Raw genomic sequence first — 15,602 nt, forward strand, 5'->3', positions numbered from 1 at the left:
TCCGGCAATTATTGAGGACATCGCCTGCGGGCGCTGTCGATAAAGCCATCGTTCCAATCAGACTGGGCCTGCTGACTCTATGCGAATGCGCCTTATGTTACTGGGCGGCGGAAATGCCCTTGGGCAGGCGCTGATTCGCCTCGGTGCGGAGGAAGACATCGGTTTCCTCGCCCCCCGCCCACCACAAGACGGCTGGGACGCCGCGAGCCTGACGCAACTGCTCGACGATACCCGTCCGGATGCGTTGATCAATCTCGCCTACTATTTCGACTGGTTCCAGGCGGAGACCGTCAGCGAACAGCGTCTGGCCGGGCAGGAGCGCGCCATCGAGCGTCTGGCCGAATTGTGCCAGCATCACAACATCGTGCTGGTGCAACCGTCGAGTTATCGCGTGTTCGATGGCTCCCGGGCGACCGCCTACAGCGAAAAAGACGAACCGGTACCGTTGGGTCTACGCGGTCAAGCTTTGTGGCGCATTGAGCAAAGCGTGCGCGCCACTTGTCCACAGCATGTGTTGCTGCGTTTCGGCTGGTTGCTCGATGACAGCCCCGAGGGCACCCTCGGGCGATTCCTCGCCCGGGCCGAGAAAGCTGAAGAACTGCTGTTGGCGGATGATCGTCGCGGTAATCCGACGCCGGTGGACGACGCCGCCCGAGTGATCATCTCGGTGCTCAAGCAACTCGATTGTGCGGCGCCGCTGTGGGGCACCTACCACTACGCCGGGCATGAGGCGACCACACCGCTGGCACTGGGGCAGGCAATCCTTACCGAAGCACGCGCGCTGCACCCGCTGGCCATCGAATCGCCGACCGCCCAGGCTCACGCCGCACGTCCCGACGCAGCCGAAGAACCGCAACACGCGGTGCTGGCCTGCAAGAAAATTCTGCACACTTTCGGGATCAAACCCCGCGCCTGGCGCGCGGCACTCCCGGGCTTACTGGATAGGTTTTATCGCCATGGCTGACGGCCCTGTTTTAATCACCGGCGGCGCCGGTTTCATCGGTTCGCACCTGACCGATGCCTTGCTCGCCAAAGGGCATTCGGTGCGAATTCTCGATGACTTGTCCACCGGCAAGCGCAGCAACCTGCCGATGGACAATCCCCTCGTCGAACTGATCGAAGGCGATGTCGCTGATGCCGCCCTGGTGGCGCAGGCGATGCTCGGTTGCAGCGCGGTGGCGCATCTGGCCGCGGTGGCTTCGGTGCAGGCTTCGGTGGATGACCCGGTGAAAACTCACCAGAGCAACTTCATCGGCTCGCTGAACGTCTGCGAAGCCATGCGTCAGGCCGGTGTCAAACGCGTGTTGTACGCGTCCAGCGCAGCGGTCTATGGCAACAACGGTGAAGGCGAGTCGATCGACGAAGACACGCCCAAGGCACCGTTGACGCCGTATGCGTCGGACAAGTTGGCGAGCGAGCATTACTTCGATTTCTATCGCCGCCAGCATGGTCTGGAACCGGTGATTTTCCGCTTCTTCAACATCTTCGGCCCGCGCCAGGATCCGTCCTCGCCGTACTCCGGGGTGATCAGCATTTTCAGCGAGCGCGCGCAGAAAGGCCTGCCGATCACCGTGTTCGGTGATGGCGAGCAGACTCGGGATTTTGTCTACGTCGAAGACCTGGTGGACGTGCTGGTACAAGCCATCGAGAAACCGCAGGTTGAGGTCGGCGCGGTGAATGTCGGCTGGAATCAGGCGACGACTCTCAAGCAGATGCTTGAAGCCCTTGAAGCCGTGGTCGGCAAGCTGCCGCCCGTGAGCTATGGCCCGGCGCGTTCCGGTGACATCCGCCATTCACGAGCGAATAACCGGCGTTTGCTGGAGCGGTTCACCTACCCGGAGCAGACGCCGATGAGCGTTGGCCTGGCGCGTTTGCTGGGGCGCTGAGGTTTTACACAGTTGTGAAAAAGGCGCCTTGAAGGCGCCTTTTTTGTGTGTCGAATATGACCGGTGCAGTTCTTTGTGGTGAGGGGGCTTGCCCCCGTTGGGTTGCGAAGCAGCCCCACTGCATTTCGCCTGACGTCCTCATCGGTTGGATGGCGCCTGCTGCGCGGGCGAACGGGGGCAAGCCCCCTCGCCACAGTTCTTTAGAACTTGTAACCCAGACCGACCATGTAGATGAACGGATCGACGTCCACGTTCACCCGTGCGCGGGTGCCCGGAGCCACGGCGTTGTTTTCCACGGTGGCACGGGTGTCGATGTCGATGTAGCGCACTTGGGCGTTGATCATCACCTTATCGGTGAGCATGTAGTCGGCCCCGACTTCCCAGGCCAGGCCCCAGGAGTTTTTCGCGTTGAAGTTGCTGAAGCCGTTGGCGCTGGCTTCGCTGCCGACGTGCTCGTCGTAGATCCAGGTGTAGTTGATACCGCCGCCAACATACGGCTGGAATGCGGACTTGGCGTCCAGCGGGTAGTAGACCAGGCTCAGGGTCGGCGGCAGGTGTTTCAGGGTGCCGAGTTTGCCGTTGGCGGCGCCGAGCGAGGTGCCTTTGAGCTTCACCTCATGCTCGAACGGCGAAGCCGCGAGCAGCTCGATCGCCAGGTTGTTGCTGATCATGTACGCAAAGTTCAGGCCCAGTTGCGTGTCGCTGCTCATGGTGGCCTTGCCACCCAGATCGGCGCCCTTCAGCGGGCCTTGATCGACCTTGACGCTGGAGCTGTCGGCCGTCGGATTCACGGTGATCGCACCGGCCCGAACGATGATGTCGCCGGCGGTGTGGGCATGGGCGAGCGGGGCTGCGAGCGCGAGGGCAAGCAGTGAAGCGCTGAGCAGGGACTTGTGCATGGGGGCTCCAAAGGACGTTAAAAATGCTTGATGTCCAATGGTAGGGATCCAACTGATACGGTCTTTTGACTCAGCTCAATGAAACAGTGATGGGCTGATTTTGAGGGCCTCATCGCGGGCAAACCCGCGATGGCAGTCTTGTAGGCGACAAATAACCACCGGATTCACTCCGGCAGTTCATACACATAAATCTTCTGCGCCTCCATCTGATACCCGGCATCCGCCAATTCGCTGGTGGACGCCTTGACCTGCAACGCACCTTCGACCCAGTACGGCTGGTACAGCTCATCGAGCTTCACGCCGACTTCGCTTTTGACGTGCACGATCTGGTTCGACGGCGGAGGCGGTACATGGATGCAGGCGCCGAAATACGGCACCAGCAGAAACTCCGTGGTGCGGCCTTCTTCACTGACCTCCAGCGGTACGATGTACCCCGGCAAGCGAATGTTCTGGCCATCGAGACTTTTCACCACCGGCGCGTTCGGCATGTCCTGTTTGGCGGCCGGGGCCGACTCCGCGGACAACGCGTCGCTCATCTTCGACAGGTCGTGCAGCGGCGTCATGTTCGGCACTTCCGGCGGGGCATCCGGCGGGATCATTTCCGACCAGGTCAGGTCTTTCGGCTCGGCCGCCCACAGCGGCAGAGCAACCAGCATCAACAGCGCAAGCAGAGCGCGGGGCATGTTCAACGTCCTCACAGGCGGATCGACAGGCCATCGGCCAAGGATTGGCGATAAGCGCGCCAGGCCGGCACGCTGCCCATCAGCAGCGCGGCGATCAGGATGCCACCGAGCAGCGTCCATTCATATTCGCTTGGCCAGGCCAGCGGCAGGTACAAACCGTAATTCGACTGCACGTAACCCTGCGCCACGGCGATGCCCACATACAGCAACGCCACGCCGACAATCACCCCCGACAGCGCCAGGGCAAACGCTTCCAGCACCAGTAAAGTCGCGATATGCCATGGTCGCGCGCCCACCGAACGCAGAATCGCCATCTCCCGGCGTCGCTCGTTGAGGCTGGTGAGAATCGCCGTGAGCATGCCGATCAACCCCGTCAGCACCACGAACAGCGAGACGACGAACAAGGCTTTTTCCGCCGTGCTCATCAAACTCCACAGCTCCTGCAACGCCACACCCGGCAGGATCGCCAGCATCGGTTCGCCACGGAATTCGTTGATTTCACGTTGCAGCGCGAAGGTCGAAATCTTGTTGTTAAGGCCGAGCATGAACGCGGTGATCGCTTGCGGCGTCAGGTCCATGTTGCGCGCCTGATCGGCACTGACCCGACCGTTACCCCGCGCCGGTACACCGTTGTGCCAGTCGATGTGGATCGCTTCCATGCCGCCGAGGCTGATGTGCAGCGTGCGGTCCACCGGGGTGCCGGTGCGTTTGAGGATGCCGACCACGGTGAACGGCTTGTCGTCGTGCTTGACCAGGCTGATCGCCGCCACGCCATGGGCCAGCACCAGTTTGTCGCCGAGTTTGTAGTGCAGCGCATCGGCCACTTCGGCACCGAGCACCACTTCGAACGGATCGCTGGCGAAGGCACGGCCGTCGGCCAGTTCCAGATGCTGTTGATGGCCGTACTGGTAATGCTCGAAGTAAGCCTCAGTGGTGCCCATCACCCGATAACCACGATGGGAATCGCCGAGGGACATCGGGATCGCCCACTTCACTTTCGGGTTGTTGGCGAACTGCTCGAAGCTGTCCCAGCGGATGTTGTTGGTGGCGTTGCCGATACGGAATACCGAATACAGCAGCAGGTTCACCGAGCCGGAACGCGCGCCGACGATCAGGTCGGTGCCGCTGATGGTGCTGGCGAAACTGGCCTTGGCTTCGGTGCGCACTCGTTCTACCGCCAGCAACAGACAGACCGACAGGGCGATGGCGAACGCGGTGAGGATCGCGGTGAAGCGACGGTTAGCGAGGCTGGCCATGGCTAGACGAAACAAATACATCTCAAACCTCGGACGGGGTGGCGGCGCGATTGAGATCGGCCAGCGACAGGTGGCGATCGAACAGCGGCGCGAGGCTCTGATCGTGGCTGACGAACAACAGGCTCGAGCCGGCTTCGCGGCATTCGGCGAACAACAGGCGAATGAAGTTTTCGCGAGCGTCGTAGTCCAGTGCCGAGGTCGGTTCGTCGGCGATCACCAGTTCCGGCTGACCGATCAACGCACGCGCGGCAGCGACCCGTTGCTGCTGGCCGATGGACAGCGAATCGGCGCGGCGGCCCAGAATGTTTTCGTCCTTCAGGCCCAGATGGGCGAGCAGGGTGGCGGCGGCCTGATCGACACTGCCGTGGCGCTGTTTCGCCCGCTCGGCGCGCAGTTTCGAGAAGTGACAGGGCAGTTCGACGTTCTCCCGCACCGACAGAAACGGCAGCAAGTTGAATTGCTGGAAGATGTAGCCGGTGTGATCGACCCGGAAGTGGTCGCGAGCCCCGGCAGACAGTTCGGTCAATTCCTGGCCGAGCAGCCGGATGCTGCCGCGATCAGGCTTTTGCACACCGCCAAGCAGGCCGAGCAGAGTGGTCTTGCCGCTGCCGCTGGGGCCTTTGAGGAACAGGGTTTCACCTGGCTCCAGGCGAAACGCCGGGATGTCCAGCAGCGGCGGGTGACCGGGCCAGCTGAAGCCCAGGTCGGACAATTCGATGAGTGCTTGGGTCATGTGAAACCGGTCAGGTTGGTGGTGAACCCTGTGGGAGCGGTGTCGGATCAGAATTTCAGGGCAGCCGCCTTGGCCGTCACCTCAACCCCTTGCTGTCCGCTCGGGCTGATCAGTTGTACCTGAATCTTCTGGGTAGCCGGGAACGTGTTGAAGACAGTCGCCAGGTCCAGGGTCTTCAGCGCGCCCGGGGCCGAGCAGCTGAATTGGTAACGGGCGTGGATTTCGCTGTGGTCATGTTGATGCTCGTGACCGTCCTTGGCTTCTTCATGCTCATCGTCGGCATCCGGTTTGTCACCGAACAACGGGCTTTCCAGTTCCTGGGTCGCGACCACGCAACCGGCTACTTTCGGCAGGTTGAACAGCGTCAGCGGTTTTTCCAGTTGGGCACGGACCGCGGCGACTTTGGCCTTGTCGGCGTCGGTGGTGGCGGCGTGCTCGAAACCCACCAGGTTCATTGCCGGGCTTTCCAGTTCCAGCTCCAGGGTCTGGCCGTCCAGCGCAGCATTCAAACGACCGACGCCATGTTCGTGGGCGCCGAGGCTGCCGTGCTCATGGTCGTGATCTTGCTCGACAGCCGCGTGGGCGACAGCCAGCGGTAACAAGGCAAACGGCAAAGCGAGCAGCAGACGGCGCATGGCGGGTCTCCGAAAAGTAAAATGAAAAATTTGTTATGTAATCTTATAACGAAAGTGCCGAGAGTTTGACCGTCTGCTTGGCGTTGCGCAAGACCCATGGGAGCATGCGAGTCAGGTATGTGCTGGAGCAGACTTATGTTGCGAATACGCGGAAGCATCGGCGACTGGCCGGTGGATTTGACCCTGGAACTGGATGAGGGCGACTGGGCGCAGCTCGGTGCGCAGTTGCAGGCTGCCAAACCCGAGGCGAGTGTGACACCGGCCAAACCGGTGAATCAGGACGAGGCGCTGTGGCAGATCGCTAAAGAACTGCTGCGCAAGGCCGGGCAATTGAGCGGGCCGGATTTGCTGGAACAACTGGAAGGGCTGACCGGCAGTGCAGCGGCAGGCAAGCGCTTATTGGTGCGTTTGCGCCACTGCGCAGAGGTCAAAGTAGTGAGCGGCGGGGATACGCCGCTCTACAGCTGGATCGAGTAAGCCGCAAAAAAGAGCTTAATAGAGCGCGGCAAACAGCTTGCGACGGTACGTGGTCACCAACGGGTGATCGTTGCCCAGCAGTTCGAACACTTGCAGCAAGGTCTTGTGTGGCAAGCCTTCGCTGTAGCTGCGATTGCGGATGAACAGTTTCAGCAAGGCATCCAGCGCCGCGTCGTATTGCTGACGGGCCAGTTGCTGGATCGCCAATTGATAGACCGCCTCATCGTCCTGCGGGTTTTTCGCCAGGCGTGCTTTCAGGTCTGCCGCATCCGGCAAATCCCTGGCCTGGCCGAGAAACTGGATCTGCGCCTTGGCGCCGGCCAGCGCGGCCTTGTGCTCATCGGTCTTGACCGCGTCGAGTACGGTTTGCGCTTCACTCAGTTCGCCGCGCTCGGTGAGGCAGCGGGCGTAGAGGATCAGTGCTTTGGCATTGGTGTTGTCTTCAGTCAGCAAGACTTTGAGCGTGGCTTCGGCGTCGGCGAAACGACCGTCATCGAACAGCGCCTGAGCCTGTTCGAACGGATCGGCGACGGCTGGAGGCGGCATTTGCACATGAGGTTCGAGCATCGTGCGCACAGCGGATTCCGGTTGCGCACCGGCAAAACCGTCCACCGGCTGACCATCCTTGAACAGCACCACGGTCGGCAGGCTGCGAATGCCGAAACGCGCAACAATGTCCTGCTCGATGTCGCAGTTGACCTTGGCCAGCAGCAACTCACCCTGATAGCTCTCGGCGATGGTTTGCAGCATCGGCATCAAGGCCTTGCACGGCGCACACCATTCGGCCCAGAAATCCACCAGTACCGGTTTGTGGAAAGAGTTCTCGATCACCGACTGGTCGAAATCGGCAGTCGTGGCGTCGAAGATGTACGGCGTTTCCTGACTCATGGGGGATCTCGTAAAAGCGTGGATGAGGCCACTATAAGGCTTGGTGGGGGGCGGCTGAAAGCGGGGTGATCGTGATCATGTCCGGGTGGCGTGGTAAAGGCTCACATGCCGAAACTCTTCGGGTTCGGCCAGGTCCGGCAAGGTCATCGCCTGCAGCATCTCGATGCGCTGATACAGCGGATGGCGAAAATCCCGCACCCGTGAATCCGCTACCAATGCTTCCCGGCCACGGCTGAGAAACTCGTCGAGTAGCGGCAGATTTTCCCGGTCGTACAACACGTCGGCCACCAGAATCAGATCAAATCGATCCGCTTCGGCGAAAAAATCCGTCGAGTAGCGCAGCTGCACATCATTGAGTTCGGCATTCGCCCGACACGCGGCAATCGCCAGCGGGTCCAGGTCACAGGCCACCACTTCCAGCGCCCCGGCCTTCACAGCCGCAATCGCAGCCACGCCGGAACCGGCACCGAAATCCAGCACCCGTTTGCCTTCGACCCAGTGCGGGTGTTTGGCGAGATAGCGGGCCACGGCCAACCCACTGGCCCAGCAGAAACTCCAGTACGGCGGCTCGTGGAGAATTCGTCGGGTTTCTTCGGGGCTGAAGGCGCGGTCCATGTTGTCGCCGTCGATCAGCCAGAGTTTCAGCTCGGTGCCCGGTAACTCACAGGCTACAAGCTGTGCGTCACCGAGCAGTTCACCCAACGCCTGTTGCAGGTCGAGCGGTGCAATCATGGCGCTTTGACGAATTGCAACTGACCCAGGGCCTGGGTTGTCGGCTGGGTGATGAGTTGCGCCGGCAGATGCAGAATCAACTGCCCGGACTGGCTGGCGCGGCCGCGCAGTTCAACGCGAGCGCCAACCGGGAAGGATTCAGGGTTGAAACGCAGGCGAAACGGCAACACCTGATTGGTGCCGATCAGGTTGGCACTGGCGAGCAATTGTTGCGGGCGATCCTTTTCGTCGATCACCAGCAGCGCCAGTTCGACTTCAGCGTCGGCCGGCACGCCCATCAGGGTGCCACTGATTTCACGTTGGTAAGCCGGCAGCGGGCCGAGCTCGGCAGACGCCTTGGCTTTCTTCTGCGCCTGTTGCGGCGCTGGGCCTGGTGTTGGTGGCTGGGGCTTGGGTGCATCGCTGCCACAGGCCACCAGCAGGCTGAAAAGACTGAGCAAAACGAGCGGTCGTAACGACATTGGCGGCTCCAGCAAGGTGAAAACATTATAGCCCGTCTGTATACCGCAAACCCTATGGCTTGTCTTGCCACGGGGATGCGCTACCATGGCCCTCCCATTTTTTGTTGCCTGCCACCATGCACTGTCCCTTCTGCGGTGCCAACGACACCAAGGTCATCGACTCGCGTCTGGTCGCCGAGGGCGAACAGGTGCGCCGCCGGCGTGAATGCCTGGCCTGCGGCGAACGCTTCACGACGTTCGAAACCGCTGAACTGGTGTTGCCGCGCCTGATCAAAACCGACGGCAGTCGCCAGCCGTTCGACGAAGAAAAGCTTCGTGCCGGCATGCAGCGAGCGCTGGAGAAGCGCCCGGTGAGTGTCGAGCGCCTGGAATCGTCGCTGGTGCACATCAAACACAAGCTGCGCGCCACCGGCGAACGCGAGGTCAAATCCCTCGTGGTCGGCGAACTGGTGATGGCCGAGCTGAAAAAGCTTGATGAGGTCGCCTATATCCGCTTCGCTTCGGTGTATCGACGCTTCCAGGACCTCAACGAGTTCCGCGAAGAGATAGATCGCCTCGCCCGTGAACCGGTGAAAGAATGACCACCTCCCCGGAACAAGCCATCCTCGACGCCCATTACATGGCCCGTGCCCTGGAACTGGCGCGCAAAGGTCATTACACGACGCACCCCAACCCGCGGGTTGGCTGCGTGGTGGTGCGCGACGGGCAGATTGTCGGCGAAGGCTGGCATGTGCGCGCCGGCGAGCCCCATGCCGAAGTCCATGCCTTGCGTGCCGCCGGTGACAAGGCGCGAGGCGCCACGGCTTATGTGACCCTGGAGCCGTGCAGTCACCACGGCCGCACGCCGCCCTGCGCCGATGCGCTGGTGAATGCCGGTGTGGCGCGCGTCGTTGCGGCGATGCAGGACCCGAACCCGGAAGTTGCCGGTCGCGGTCTGCAACGTCTGGCCCAGGCGGGAATCGCCACCGAAAGCGGCGTGCTGGAAGGTGAGGCGCGCAAGCTCAATGAAGGCTTCCTCAAGCGCATGGAACACGGCTTGCCGTTCGTGCGGGTCAAGTTGGCCATGAGCCTCGACGGTCGCACAGCGATGGAAAGCGGCGAGAGCCAATGGATTACCGGCCCGGCGGCGCGCTCGGCGGTACAACGGCTGCGCGCGCAGGCCAGCGTGGTGCTGACCGGCGCCGACACGGTGCTGGCGGACAATGCCCGCTTGACCGTGCGTGCCGATGAATTGGGCCTCGATCCCGAACAAACCGCCTTGGCCATGAGCCGTCCGCCACTGCGCGTGCTGATCGACGGTCGCCTGCGGGTGCCGTTGGACGCGCCGTTCTTCAAGGCCGGCCCGGCATTGGTCGCGACGTGCATGGCGATCGAAGAGCAATACGCCAACGGTCCGGAATGCCTGATCGTGGCGGGCGACGATGGCCAGGTCGACCTGCGCAAGTTGCTGGTTGAACTGGCTGCCCGTGACGTCAACGAGGTACTGGTCGAAGCCGGTCCGCGTCTGGCCGGGGCGTTTGCTCAGCAAGGGTTGGTGGACGAGTTCCAGATTTTCATTGCCGGCAAGTTTCTCGGCTCCACGGCGCGCCCGTTACTGGACTGGCCGCTGGCGCAGATGAAAGATGCGCCCGAGCTCAAAATTACCGAAATCCGCGCGGTTGGCGATGACTGGCGAGTCATTGCCATACCTGTCCCAACGGTCAGCGTATAATTCCCGGCTGCAGCCCAGAAGGCCCTGTTCTCGAGGAGGACTCCATGTTTACCGGCATCATCGAATCCATCGGCAGTATTCGTGCATTGACCCCAAAAGGCGGAGATGTGCGGGTTTACGTAGAAACCGGCAAGCTCGACCTGAGCGACGTCAAACTGGGCGACAGCATTGCCGTCAACGGCGTGTGCCTGACGGCGGTTGAACTGCCGGGCAATGGCTTTGCGGCGGACGTCAGTCGCGAAACCCTCGACTGCACCGCCATGAATGACCTCAAGAGCGGCAGCCCAGTGAATCTGGAAAAAGCCCTGACCCCGACCACCCGCCTCGGTGGGCACTTGGTCAGCGGTCATGTCGATGGTGTCGGCGAAGTGGTCTCGCGCACCGATAATGCCCGCGCCGTGGAATTTCGCATTCGTGCGCCGAAAGAACTGGCCAAGTACATCGCCCATAAAGGTTCGATCACCGTCGACGGCACCAGCCTGACGGTGAACGCGGTCGATGGTGCCGAATTCCTGCTGACGATCATTCCGCACACCCTGAGCGAAACCATCATGGCTTCTTACAAGCCAGGTCGCCGGGTGAACCTGGAAGTGGACTTGCTGGCACGTTATCTGGAACGCCTGTTGCTGGGCGACAAAGCTGCTGAACCGGGCTCTTCACAAAAGTCTGGCGGCACTATTACTGAAAGCTTTCTGGCCCAAAACGGCTACCTCAAATCCTGACTCAAGGGGGTGCCTTGTGGCGCTCAATAGCATCGAAGAACTGGTTGAAGACATCCGCCAAGGCAAGATGGTCATCCTCATGGATGACGAAGACCGCGAGAACGAAGGCGACCTGATCATGGCCGCCGAGTGCTGCAAGGCTGAGCACATCAACTTCATGGCCAAGCACGCCCGTGGCCTGATCTGCATGCCGATGAGCCGCGAGCGCTGCGAACTGCTCAAGCTGCCATTGATGGCGCCACGCAACGGTTCCGGCTTCGGCACCAAGTTCACCGTGTCCATCGAAGCCGCCGAAGGCGTGACCACCGGTATCTCCGCGGCTGACCGTGCGCGTACCGTACAAGCCGCTGCCGCCAAAGACGCCAAGGCTGAAGACATCGTCAGCCCCGGCCACATCTTCCCGCTGATGGCCCAGGCCGGCGGCACCCTGGCCCGCGCCGGCCATACCGAAGCGGCCTGCGACCTGGCACGCATGGCCGGTTTTGAACCGAGCGGTGTGATCTGCGAAGTGATGAACGACGACGGCACCATGTCCCGTCGCGCCGAACTCGAAGCGTTTGCCGCCGAGCACAACATCAAGATCGGCACCATTGCCGACCTGATCCACTACCGGATGATCCACGAACGTACCGTTCAGCGGATTGCCGAGCAGCCGCTGGACAGCGAACTGGGCCAGTTCAACCTGGTGACCTATCGTGATTCGGTGGAAGGCGACGTGCACATGGCCCTGACCCTGGGCAACGTGTGCGCCGAAGAACCGACCCTGGTTCGGGTGCACAACATGGACCCGCTGCGTGACCTGCTGATGGTCAAGCAACCGGGCCGCTGGAGCCTGCGCGCCGCCATGGCCGCGGTTGCCGAGGCTGGCAGCGGTGTGGTGCTGTTGCTCGGTCACCCGCTCGATGGCGACGTGTTGCTGGCGCACATCCGCGAAACCGCCGACCACCTGGCGGTGAAAAAGCCGACCACCTACAGCACTGTGGGTGCCGGTTCGCAGATCCTTCGGGACCTGGGCGTGCGTAAAATGCGCCTGATGTCTGCGCCGATGAAATTTAATGCGATATCCGGTTTCGATCTGGAAGTTGTAGAATACGTGCCCTCCGAATAATGACCGGTTGTTTCCAGTCCTTGATTCGCGGCTAACACATCACTGAGGGATGCGTAGAAAACGCGTCCCGGCTCTTTAAGAGATCTAACGAATGACCCTGAAGACCATCGAAGGTACCTTCATCGCCCCTAAAGGCCGCTACGCTCTGGTAGTGGGCCGTTTCAACAGCTTCGTGGTTGAAAGCCTGGTCAGCGGTGCAGTTGATGCCCTGGTTCGCCATGGCGTGAGCGAAAGCGACATCACCATCATCCGTGCGCCTGGCGCCTTCGAAATCCCGCTGGTTGCGCAGAAAGTCGCTCAGAAGGGCGAGTTCGCGGCAATCATCGCCCTGGGCGCGGTCATTCGTGGCGGTACTCCGCACTTCGAATACGTGGCTGGCGAGTGCACCAAGGGCCTGGCCCAGGTGTCCATGGAGTTCGGCGTACCGGTCGCTTTCGGCGTACTGACCGTTGATTCCATCGAACAAGCCATCGAACGTTCCGGCACCAAGGCCGGTAACAAAGGTGCTGAAGCTGCCCTGTCCGCTCTGGAAATGGTCAGCCTGCTGGCGCAGTTGGAGGCCAAGTGATTAGCGACGATAGCGATCGTTTCAACCCGCGCGATCCAAAGCCTGCGGATGCCGGCAAGCCATCGAAAAGCGCCAAGCGTCGCGAAGCCCGTCAGCTCGCGACCCAGGCACTGTACCAATGGCATATGGCCAAGCAGTCGCTGAACGAGATCGAAGCGCAGTTCCGGGTCGATAACGATTTTACCGATGTCGATGGCGCGTACTTCCGCGAAATCCTGCACGGGGTTCCGCAGTTCAAGACCGAGATCGACACCGCGCTCAAGCCTTGCCTGGACTTGACCATCGAAGAGCTGGACCCGGTTGAACTGGCGGTTCTGCGCCTGTCCACATGGGAACTGCTCAAGCGTGTCGACGTGCCATACCGCGTGGTGATCAACGAAGGTATCGAACTGGCCAAGGTCTTCGGTTCCACCGACGGCCACAAGTTCGTCAACGGTGTGCTCGACAAGCTGGCCCCGCGTCTGCGTGAAGCCGAAGTGAAGGCGTTCAAGCGCTGATCGGCGCTTGAATTGCCATTGCCATGGGTGAGTTTGAGCTGATCCGCAACTTCTTCGCCGCCGCGCCTTGCGCGCAGGGCGGTGAAGGCGTTGCCCTCGGGATCGGCGACGACTGCGCCTTGCTGGCTATTCCTCCCGGGGAGCAGTTGGCGATTTCTACCGATACGCTGGTGGCCGGTGTGCATTTCGCCGACCCCTGCGATCCGTTTCTGCTCGGCCAGCGCTCGCTGGCCGTGGCCGTCAGCGACCTGGCCGCCATGGGCGCCACCCCCGTTGCCTTTACCCTTGCCTTGACCTTGCCGACCGGGACTTCCGATTGGCTGGAAGCGTTCGCCCGTGGTTTGAACCTCATGGCGCAGAATTGCCGTGTGGCACTGGTGGGCGGCGATACCACTCGCGGGCCGTTGAGCCTGACCATGACCGTGTTCGGCCGGGTGCCGACCGGTCTGCCGCTGACCCGCAGCGGCGCACAGCCGGGTGATTTGCTCTGTGTGGGCGGTGATCTCGGTAACGGCGCGGGCGCATTGCCGCTGGTGCTCGGCCAGCGGACTGCCGAAGCGGCCATCGCCGATCCATTGCTGGCCCACTACTGGTCGCCGCAACCGCAACTGGCGTTGGGCCAGGCCTTGCGTGGCAAGGCCACCGCTGCGCTGGACATCTCCGACGGCCTGCTCGCCGACTGCGGGCATATTGCCCTGGCGTCGAAAGTCGGGATTCGGGTAGAGCGCAGCAGGCTGCCGTTGTCGAAGGCGCTGCTGGCTTTCCTCGGTCAATCCGGCGCTGAGCAAGCCGCCTTGAGCGGCGGTGATGATTACGTGCTGGCCTTCACCTTGCCGCCTGCCGAGTTGCCATCGTTACTGGCGGACGGCTGGCCGATCCATGTGCTCGGGCAGGTGGTTGCAGGGCAGGGCGTGATTCTGCTGGACGCCGACGGACACGACATCACCCCGCCAATCCGGGGTTACCAACATTTTCGGGAGACACCGTGACAGATCATCCCAAACAGGTTCCGTCGGAGTTCGTACCGCCGTCGGTCTGGCGCAATCCATGGCATTTCCTGGCGTTCGGCTTCGGCTCGGGCACCCTGCCAAAAGCGCCGGGCACCTGGGGTTCGTTGGTGGCGCTGCCCTTTATTCCGTTGTGGCAGATGCTGCCTGACTGGGGCTACTGGCTGATGCTCGGCATCACCATGTTGTTCGGCTTCTGGCTGTGCGGCAAGGTTGCCGACGATTTGCGCGTGCATGACCACGAAGGCATCGTCTGGGACGAAATGGTCGGGATGTGGATCACCCTGTGGCTGGTGCCGGAAGGTTGGTATTGGTTGCTGGCGGGGTTCCTGATGTTCCGCTTCTTCGACATCCTCAAGCCGTGGCCGATTCGCTGGATCGACCGGCATGTGCACGGTGGCGTCGGCATCATGCTCGACGACGTGCTGGCCGGGGTGTTTGCGTGGTTGGCGATGCAGGGGCTGGTGTGGTTCTTCGCCTGAAGAATGCAGCCGAGGATAAAAGATGGTTCGCTGGTTGATGGTGATGGTTTTCGCGACGTTTTGCTCGTTCGCCCAGGCGGGGGATGCGCCGACGACGCCGTCCGTGATTCATCTGGCCAGCGAAGCGTGGGAAGACTTTACTGCCGCCGATGGCCATGGTTTGGGCTGGGACGTGTTGCGCGAAGTGTTCGAACCGGCAGGCGTTAAGCTGGATATTCGAATCGAGCCGTATACGCGTGCCGCGGGCCTGGCACAGCGTGGCGAAGTGGACGCGTGTGTCGGTGCCTATCGGGATGAAGTCAGTGACGTGCTCTATCCGCGCTGGAGTTTCGATACCGATCCGATCTATGCGCTGGGCCTGGCCACCAATCCGGCGCCGACCGCGCAAACCCTGGGTAATTATCGATTGGCCTGGCTGCGTGGCTACAAGTACCAGGCTTACCTGCCCAACGTGCAGCGCTATAACGAAGTCGCGCGGCGTACCGGGATTCTGTCGATGCTGATCCACAACCACGTCGACTACTACATTGACGCGCTGGACGAGGTTAACTCTATCGTCAGCCGAGCCAAGGATCCGTCGCAGTTTCGCCGCACGCACATCGCGGATTTACCGCTGTACCTGTGCTTTGCCGATACCCCTCGGGCACGGCAGTTGATGGTGCTGTTCGACCAGCGTATGGAGTTGCTGGTAAAAAGCGGTCAGCTGAAACCGGTCTTCGAACGCTGGAAACAGCCCTATCCGTTCGGCTCGAAATGAAAGCGGTCAATGCGGGCGCGGGGCAGATATCAAACTTTTTGATCGTTATGGCCGATAATTCAGCCTAAGCGTCTGTAGGAGCGTGCTGTTACAATGCCGC

General features: G+C 61.5%; 20 protein-coding genes. 12 read left to right on the forward strand and 8 right to left on the reverse strand.

Annotated elements, in window-relative coordinates; genetic code table 11:
* Nucleotides 1-79: 79 nt before the first annotated feature.
* Both JUI81_RS19025 and JUI81_RS19030 read left to right on the forward strand, forming a co-directional pair.
* Nucleotides 80-964, forward strand: a complete 885-nt coding sequence (locus tag JUI81_RS19025) for a sugar nucleotide-binding protein (RefSeq protein ID WP_138866371.1) — start codon at nucleotides 80-82, stop codon at nucleotides 962-964.
* The gene (locus tag JUI81_RS19030; RefSeq protein ID WP_096479476.1) at nucleotides 957-1,886 is read left to right on the forward strand and encodes an NAD-dependent epimerase/dehydratase family protein; all 930 of its coding nucleotides are present in this window, start codon (nucleotides 957-959) and stop codon (nucleotides 1,884-1,886) included. Before JUI81_RS19025 ends, JUI81_RS19030 begins: the two co-directional genes overlap by 8 nt.
* A 200-nt stretch (nucleotides 1,887-2,086) precedes the next feature.
* Here JUI81_RS19030 and JUI81_RS19035 read toward each other — a convergent pair whose 3' ends face one another.
* The 5 genes from JUI81_RS19035 to JUI81_RS19055 all read right to left on the reverse strand — a co-directional run bounded on the left by JUI81_RS19035 (nucleotide 2,087) and on the right by JUI81_RS19055 (nucleotide 6,092).
* Nucleotides 2,087-2,785, reverse strand: a complete 699-nt coding sequence (locus JUI81_RS19035; RefSeq protein WP_204124821.1) for an OmpW family protein — start codon at nucleotides 2,783-2,785, stop codon at nucleotides 2,087-2,089.
* A gap of 164 nt (nucleotides 2,786-2,949) precedes the next feature.
* Nucleotides 2,950-3,468, reverse strand: a complete 519-nt coding sequence (locus JUI81_RS19040; RefSeq protein ID WP_018925681.1) for a DUF3299 domain-containing protein — start codon at nucleotides 3,466-3,468, stop codon at nucleotides 2,950-2,952.
* Between the two features lie 11 nt (nucleotides 3,469-3,479).
* Nucleotides 3,480-4,745, reverse strand: coding sequence for an ABC transporter permease (locus JUI81_RS19045; protein ID WP_028938817.1), 1,266 nt, complete (start codon nucleotides 4,743-4,745; stop codon nucleotides 3,480-3,482).
* A gap of 1 nt (nucleotide 4,746) precedes the next feature.
* The gene (locus JUI81_RS19050) at nucleotides 4,747-5,457 is read right to left on the reverse strand and encodes an ABC transporter ATP-binding protein (RefSeq protein ID WP_019650853.1); all 711 of its coding nucleotides are present in this window, start codon (nucleotides 5,455-5,457) and stop codon (nucleotides 4,747-4,749) included.
* Nucleotides 5,458-5,504: 47 nt separating this feature from the next.
* Nucleotides 5,505-6,092: a DUF2796 domain-containing protein gene (locus JUI81_RS19055; RefSeq protein WP_028938818.1), complete on the reverse strand. Its 588-nt coding sequence runs from the start codon at nucleotides 6,090-6,092 to the stop codon at nucleotides 5,505-5,507.
* Between the two features lie 135 nt (nucleotides 6,093-6,227).
* Here JUI81_RS19055 and JUI81_RS19060 point away from each other — a divergent pair, with 135 nt between their 5' ends.
* The gene (locus tag JUI81_RS19060) at nucleotides 6,228-6,569 is read left to right on the forward strand and encodes a hypothetical protein (protein ID WP_019581386.1); all 342 of its coding nucleotides are present in this window, start codon (nucleotides 6,228-6,230) and stop codon (nucleotides 6,567-6,569) included.
* 15 nt (nucleotides 6,570-6,584) lie between these two features.
* On the opposite strand, the gene trxA is transcribed toward JUI81_RS19060, so the two are convergent.
* The 3 genes from trxA to JUI81_RS19075 form a co-directional block, all read right to left on the reverse strand.
* Nucleotides 6,585-7,457, reverse strand: coding sequence for a thioredoxin (gene trxA / locus JUI81_RS19065; protein WP_019581385.1), 873 nt, complete (start codon nucleotides 7,455-7,457; stop codon nucleotides 6,585-6,587).
* Between the two features lie 75 nt (nucleotides 7,458-7,532).
* Nucleotides 7,533-8,189 (reverse strand): methyltransferase, encoded by a 657-nt coding sequence (locus tag JUI81_RS19070; protein ID WP_204124822.1) that lies wholly within the window; start codon nucleotides 8,187-8,189, stop codon nucleotides 7,533-7,535.
* On the reverse strand, nucleotides 8,186-8,650 hold the full coding sequence (locus tag JUI81_RS19075) for a YbaY family lipoprotein (protein WP_018925687.1): 465 nt from the start codon (nucleotides 8,648-8,650) through the stop codon (nucleotides 8,186-8,188). The genes JUI81_RS19070 and JUI81_RS19075 overlap by 4 nt, the downstream gene beginning before the upstream one ends.
* Nucleotides 8,651-8,766: 116 nt before the next feature.
* Here JUI81_RS19075 and nrdR point away from each other — a divergent pair, with 116 nt between their 5' ends.
* The 9 genes from nrdR (at nucleotide 8,767) to JUI81_RS19120 (ending at nucleotide 15,502) form a co-directional block, all read left to right on the forward strand.
* Nucleotides 8,767-9,231 (forward strand): transcriptional regulator NrdR, encoded by a 465-nt coding sequence (gene nrdR / locus JUI81_RS19080; RefSeq protein WP_007906838.1) that lies wholly within the window; start codon nucleotides 8,767-8,769, stop codon nucleotides 9,229-9,231.
* On the forward strand, nucleotides 9,228-10,361 hold the full coding sequence (gene ribD / locus JUI81_RS19085) for a bifunctional diaminohydroxyphosphoribosylaminopyrimidine deaminase/5-amino-6-(5-phosphoribosylamino)uracil reductase RibD (protein ID WP_018925688.1): 1,134 nt from the start codon (nucleotides 9,228-9,230) through the stop codon (nucleotides 10,359-10,361). The genes nrdR and ribD overlap by 4 nt, the downstream gene beginning before the upstream one ends.
* Nucleotides 10,362-10,405: 44 nt before the next feature.
* A complete protein-coding gene (locus tag JUI81_RS19090) occupies nucleotides 10,406-11,083 on the forward strand; it encodes a riboflavin synthase (protein ID WP_064620656.1) in 678 nt (225 codons plus the stop codon).
* 16 nt (nucleotides 11,084-11,099) lie between these two features.
* A complete protein-coding gene (gene ribBA / locus JUI81_RS19095) occupies nucleotides 11,100-12,191 on the forward strand; it encodes a bifunctional 3,4-dihydroxy-2-butanone-4-phosphate synthase/GTP cyclohydrolase II (protein WP_019581380.1) in 1,092 nt (363 codons plus the stop codon).
* Nucleotides 12,192-12,282: 91 nt separating this feature from the next.
* Nucleotides 12,283-12,759, forward strand: coding sequence for a 6,7-dimethyl-8-ribityllumazine synthase (ribE, locus tag JUI81_RS19100; protein WP_003228649.1), 477 nt, complete (start codon nucleotides 12,283-12,285; stop codon nucleotides 12,757-12,759).
* Nucleotides 12,756-13,256: a transcription antitermination factor NusB gene (gene nusB, locus JUI81_RS19105; RefSeq protein ID WP_007933632.1), complete on the forward strand. Its 501-nt coding sequence runs from the start codon at nucleotides 12,756-12,758 to the stop codon at nucleotides 13,254-13,256. Before ribE ends, nusB begins: the two co-directional genes overlap by 4 nt.
* Before the next feature lie 23 nt (nucleotides 13,257-13,279).
* Entirely contained in the window at nucleotides 13,280-14,245 is a 966-nt protein-coding gene (gene thiL / locus JUI81_RS19110; protein WP_204124823.1) for a thiamine-phosphate kinase, read from the forward strand.
* On the forward strand, nucleotides 14,242-14,745 hold the full coding sequence (locus tag JUI81_RS19115) for a phosphatidylglycerophosphatase A (protein WP_019581378.1): 504 nt from the start codon (nucleotides 14,242-14,244) through the stop codon (nucleotides 14,743-14,745). Before thiL ends, JUI81_RS19115 begins: the two co-directional genes overlap by 4 nt.
* Nucleotides 14,746-14,767: 22 nt before the next feature.
* The gene (locus JUI81_RS19120; RefSeq protein ID WP_019581377.1) at nucleotides 14,768-15,502 is read left to right on the forward strand and encodes an ABC transporter substrate-binding protein; all 735 of its coding nucleotides are present in this window, start codon (nucleotides 14,768-14,770) and stop codon (nucleotides 15,500-15,502) included.
* The last annotated feature ends 100 nt before the right edge of the window (nucleotides 15,503-15,602 follow it).

The organism is Pseudomonas sp. 008 (genome assembly GCF_016861935.1).
GTDB lineage: Bacteria > Pseudomonadota > Gammaproteobacteria > Pseudomonadales > Pseudomonadaceae > Aquipseudomonas.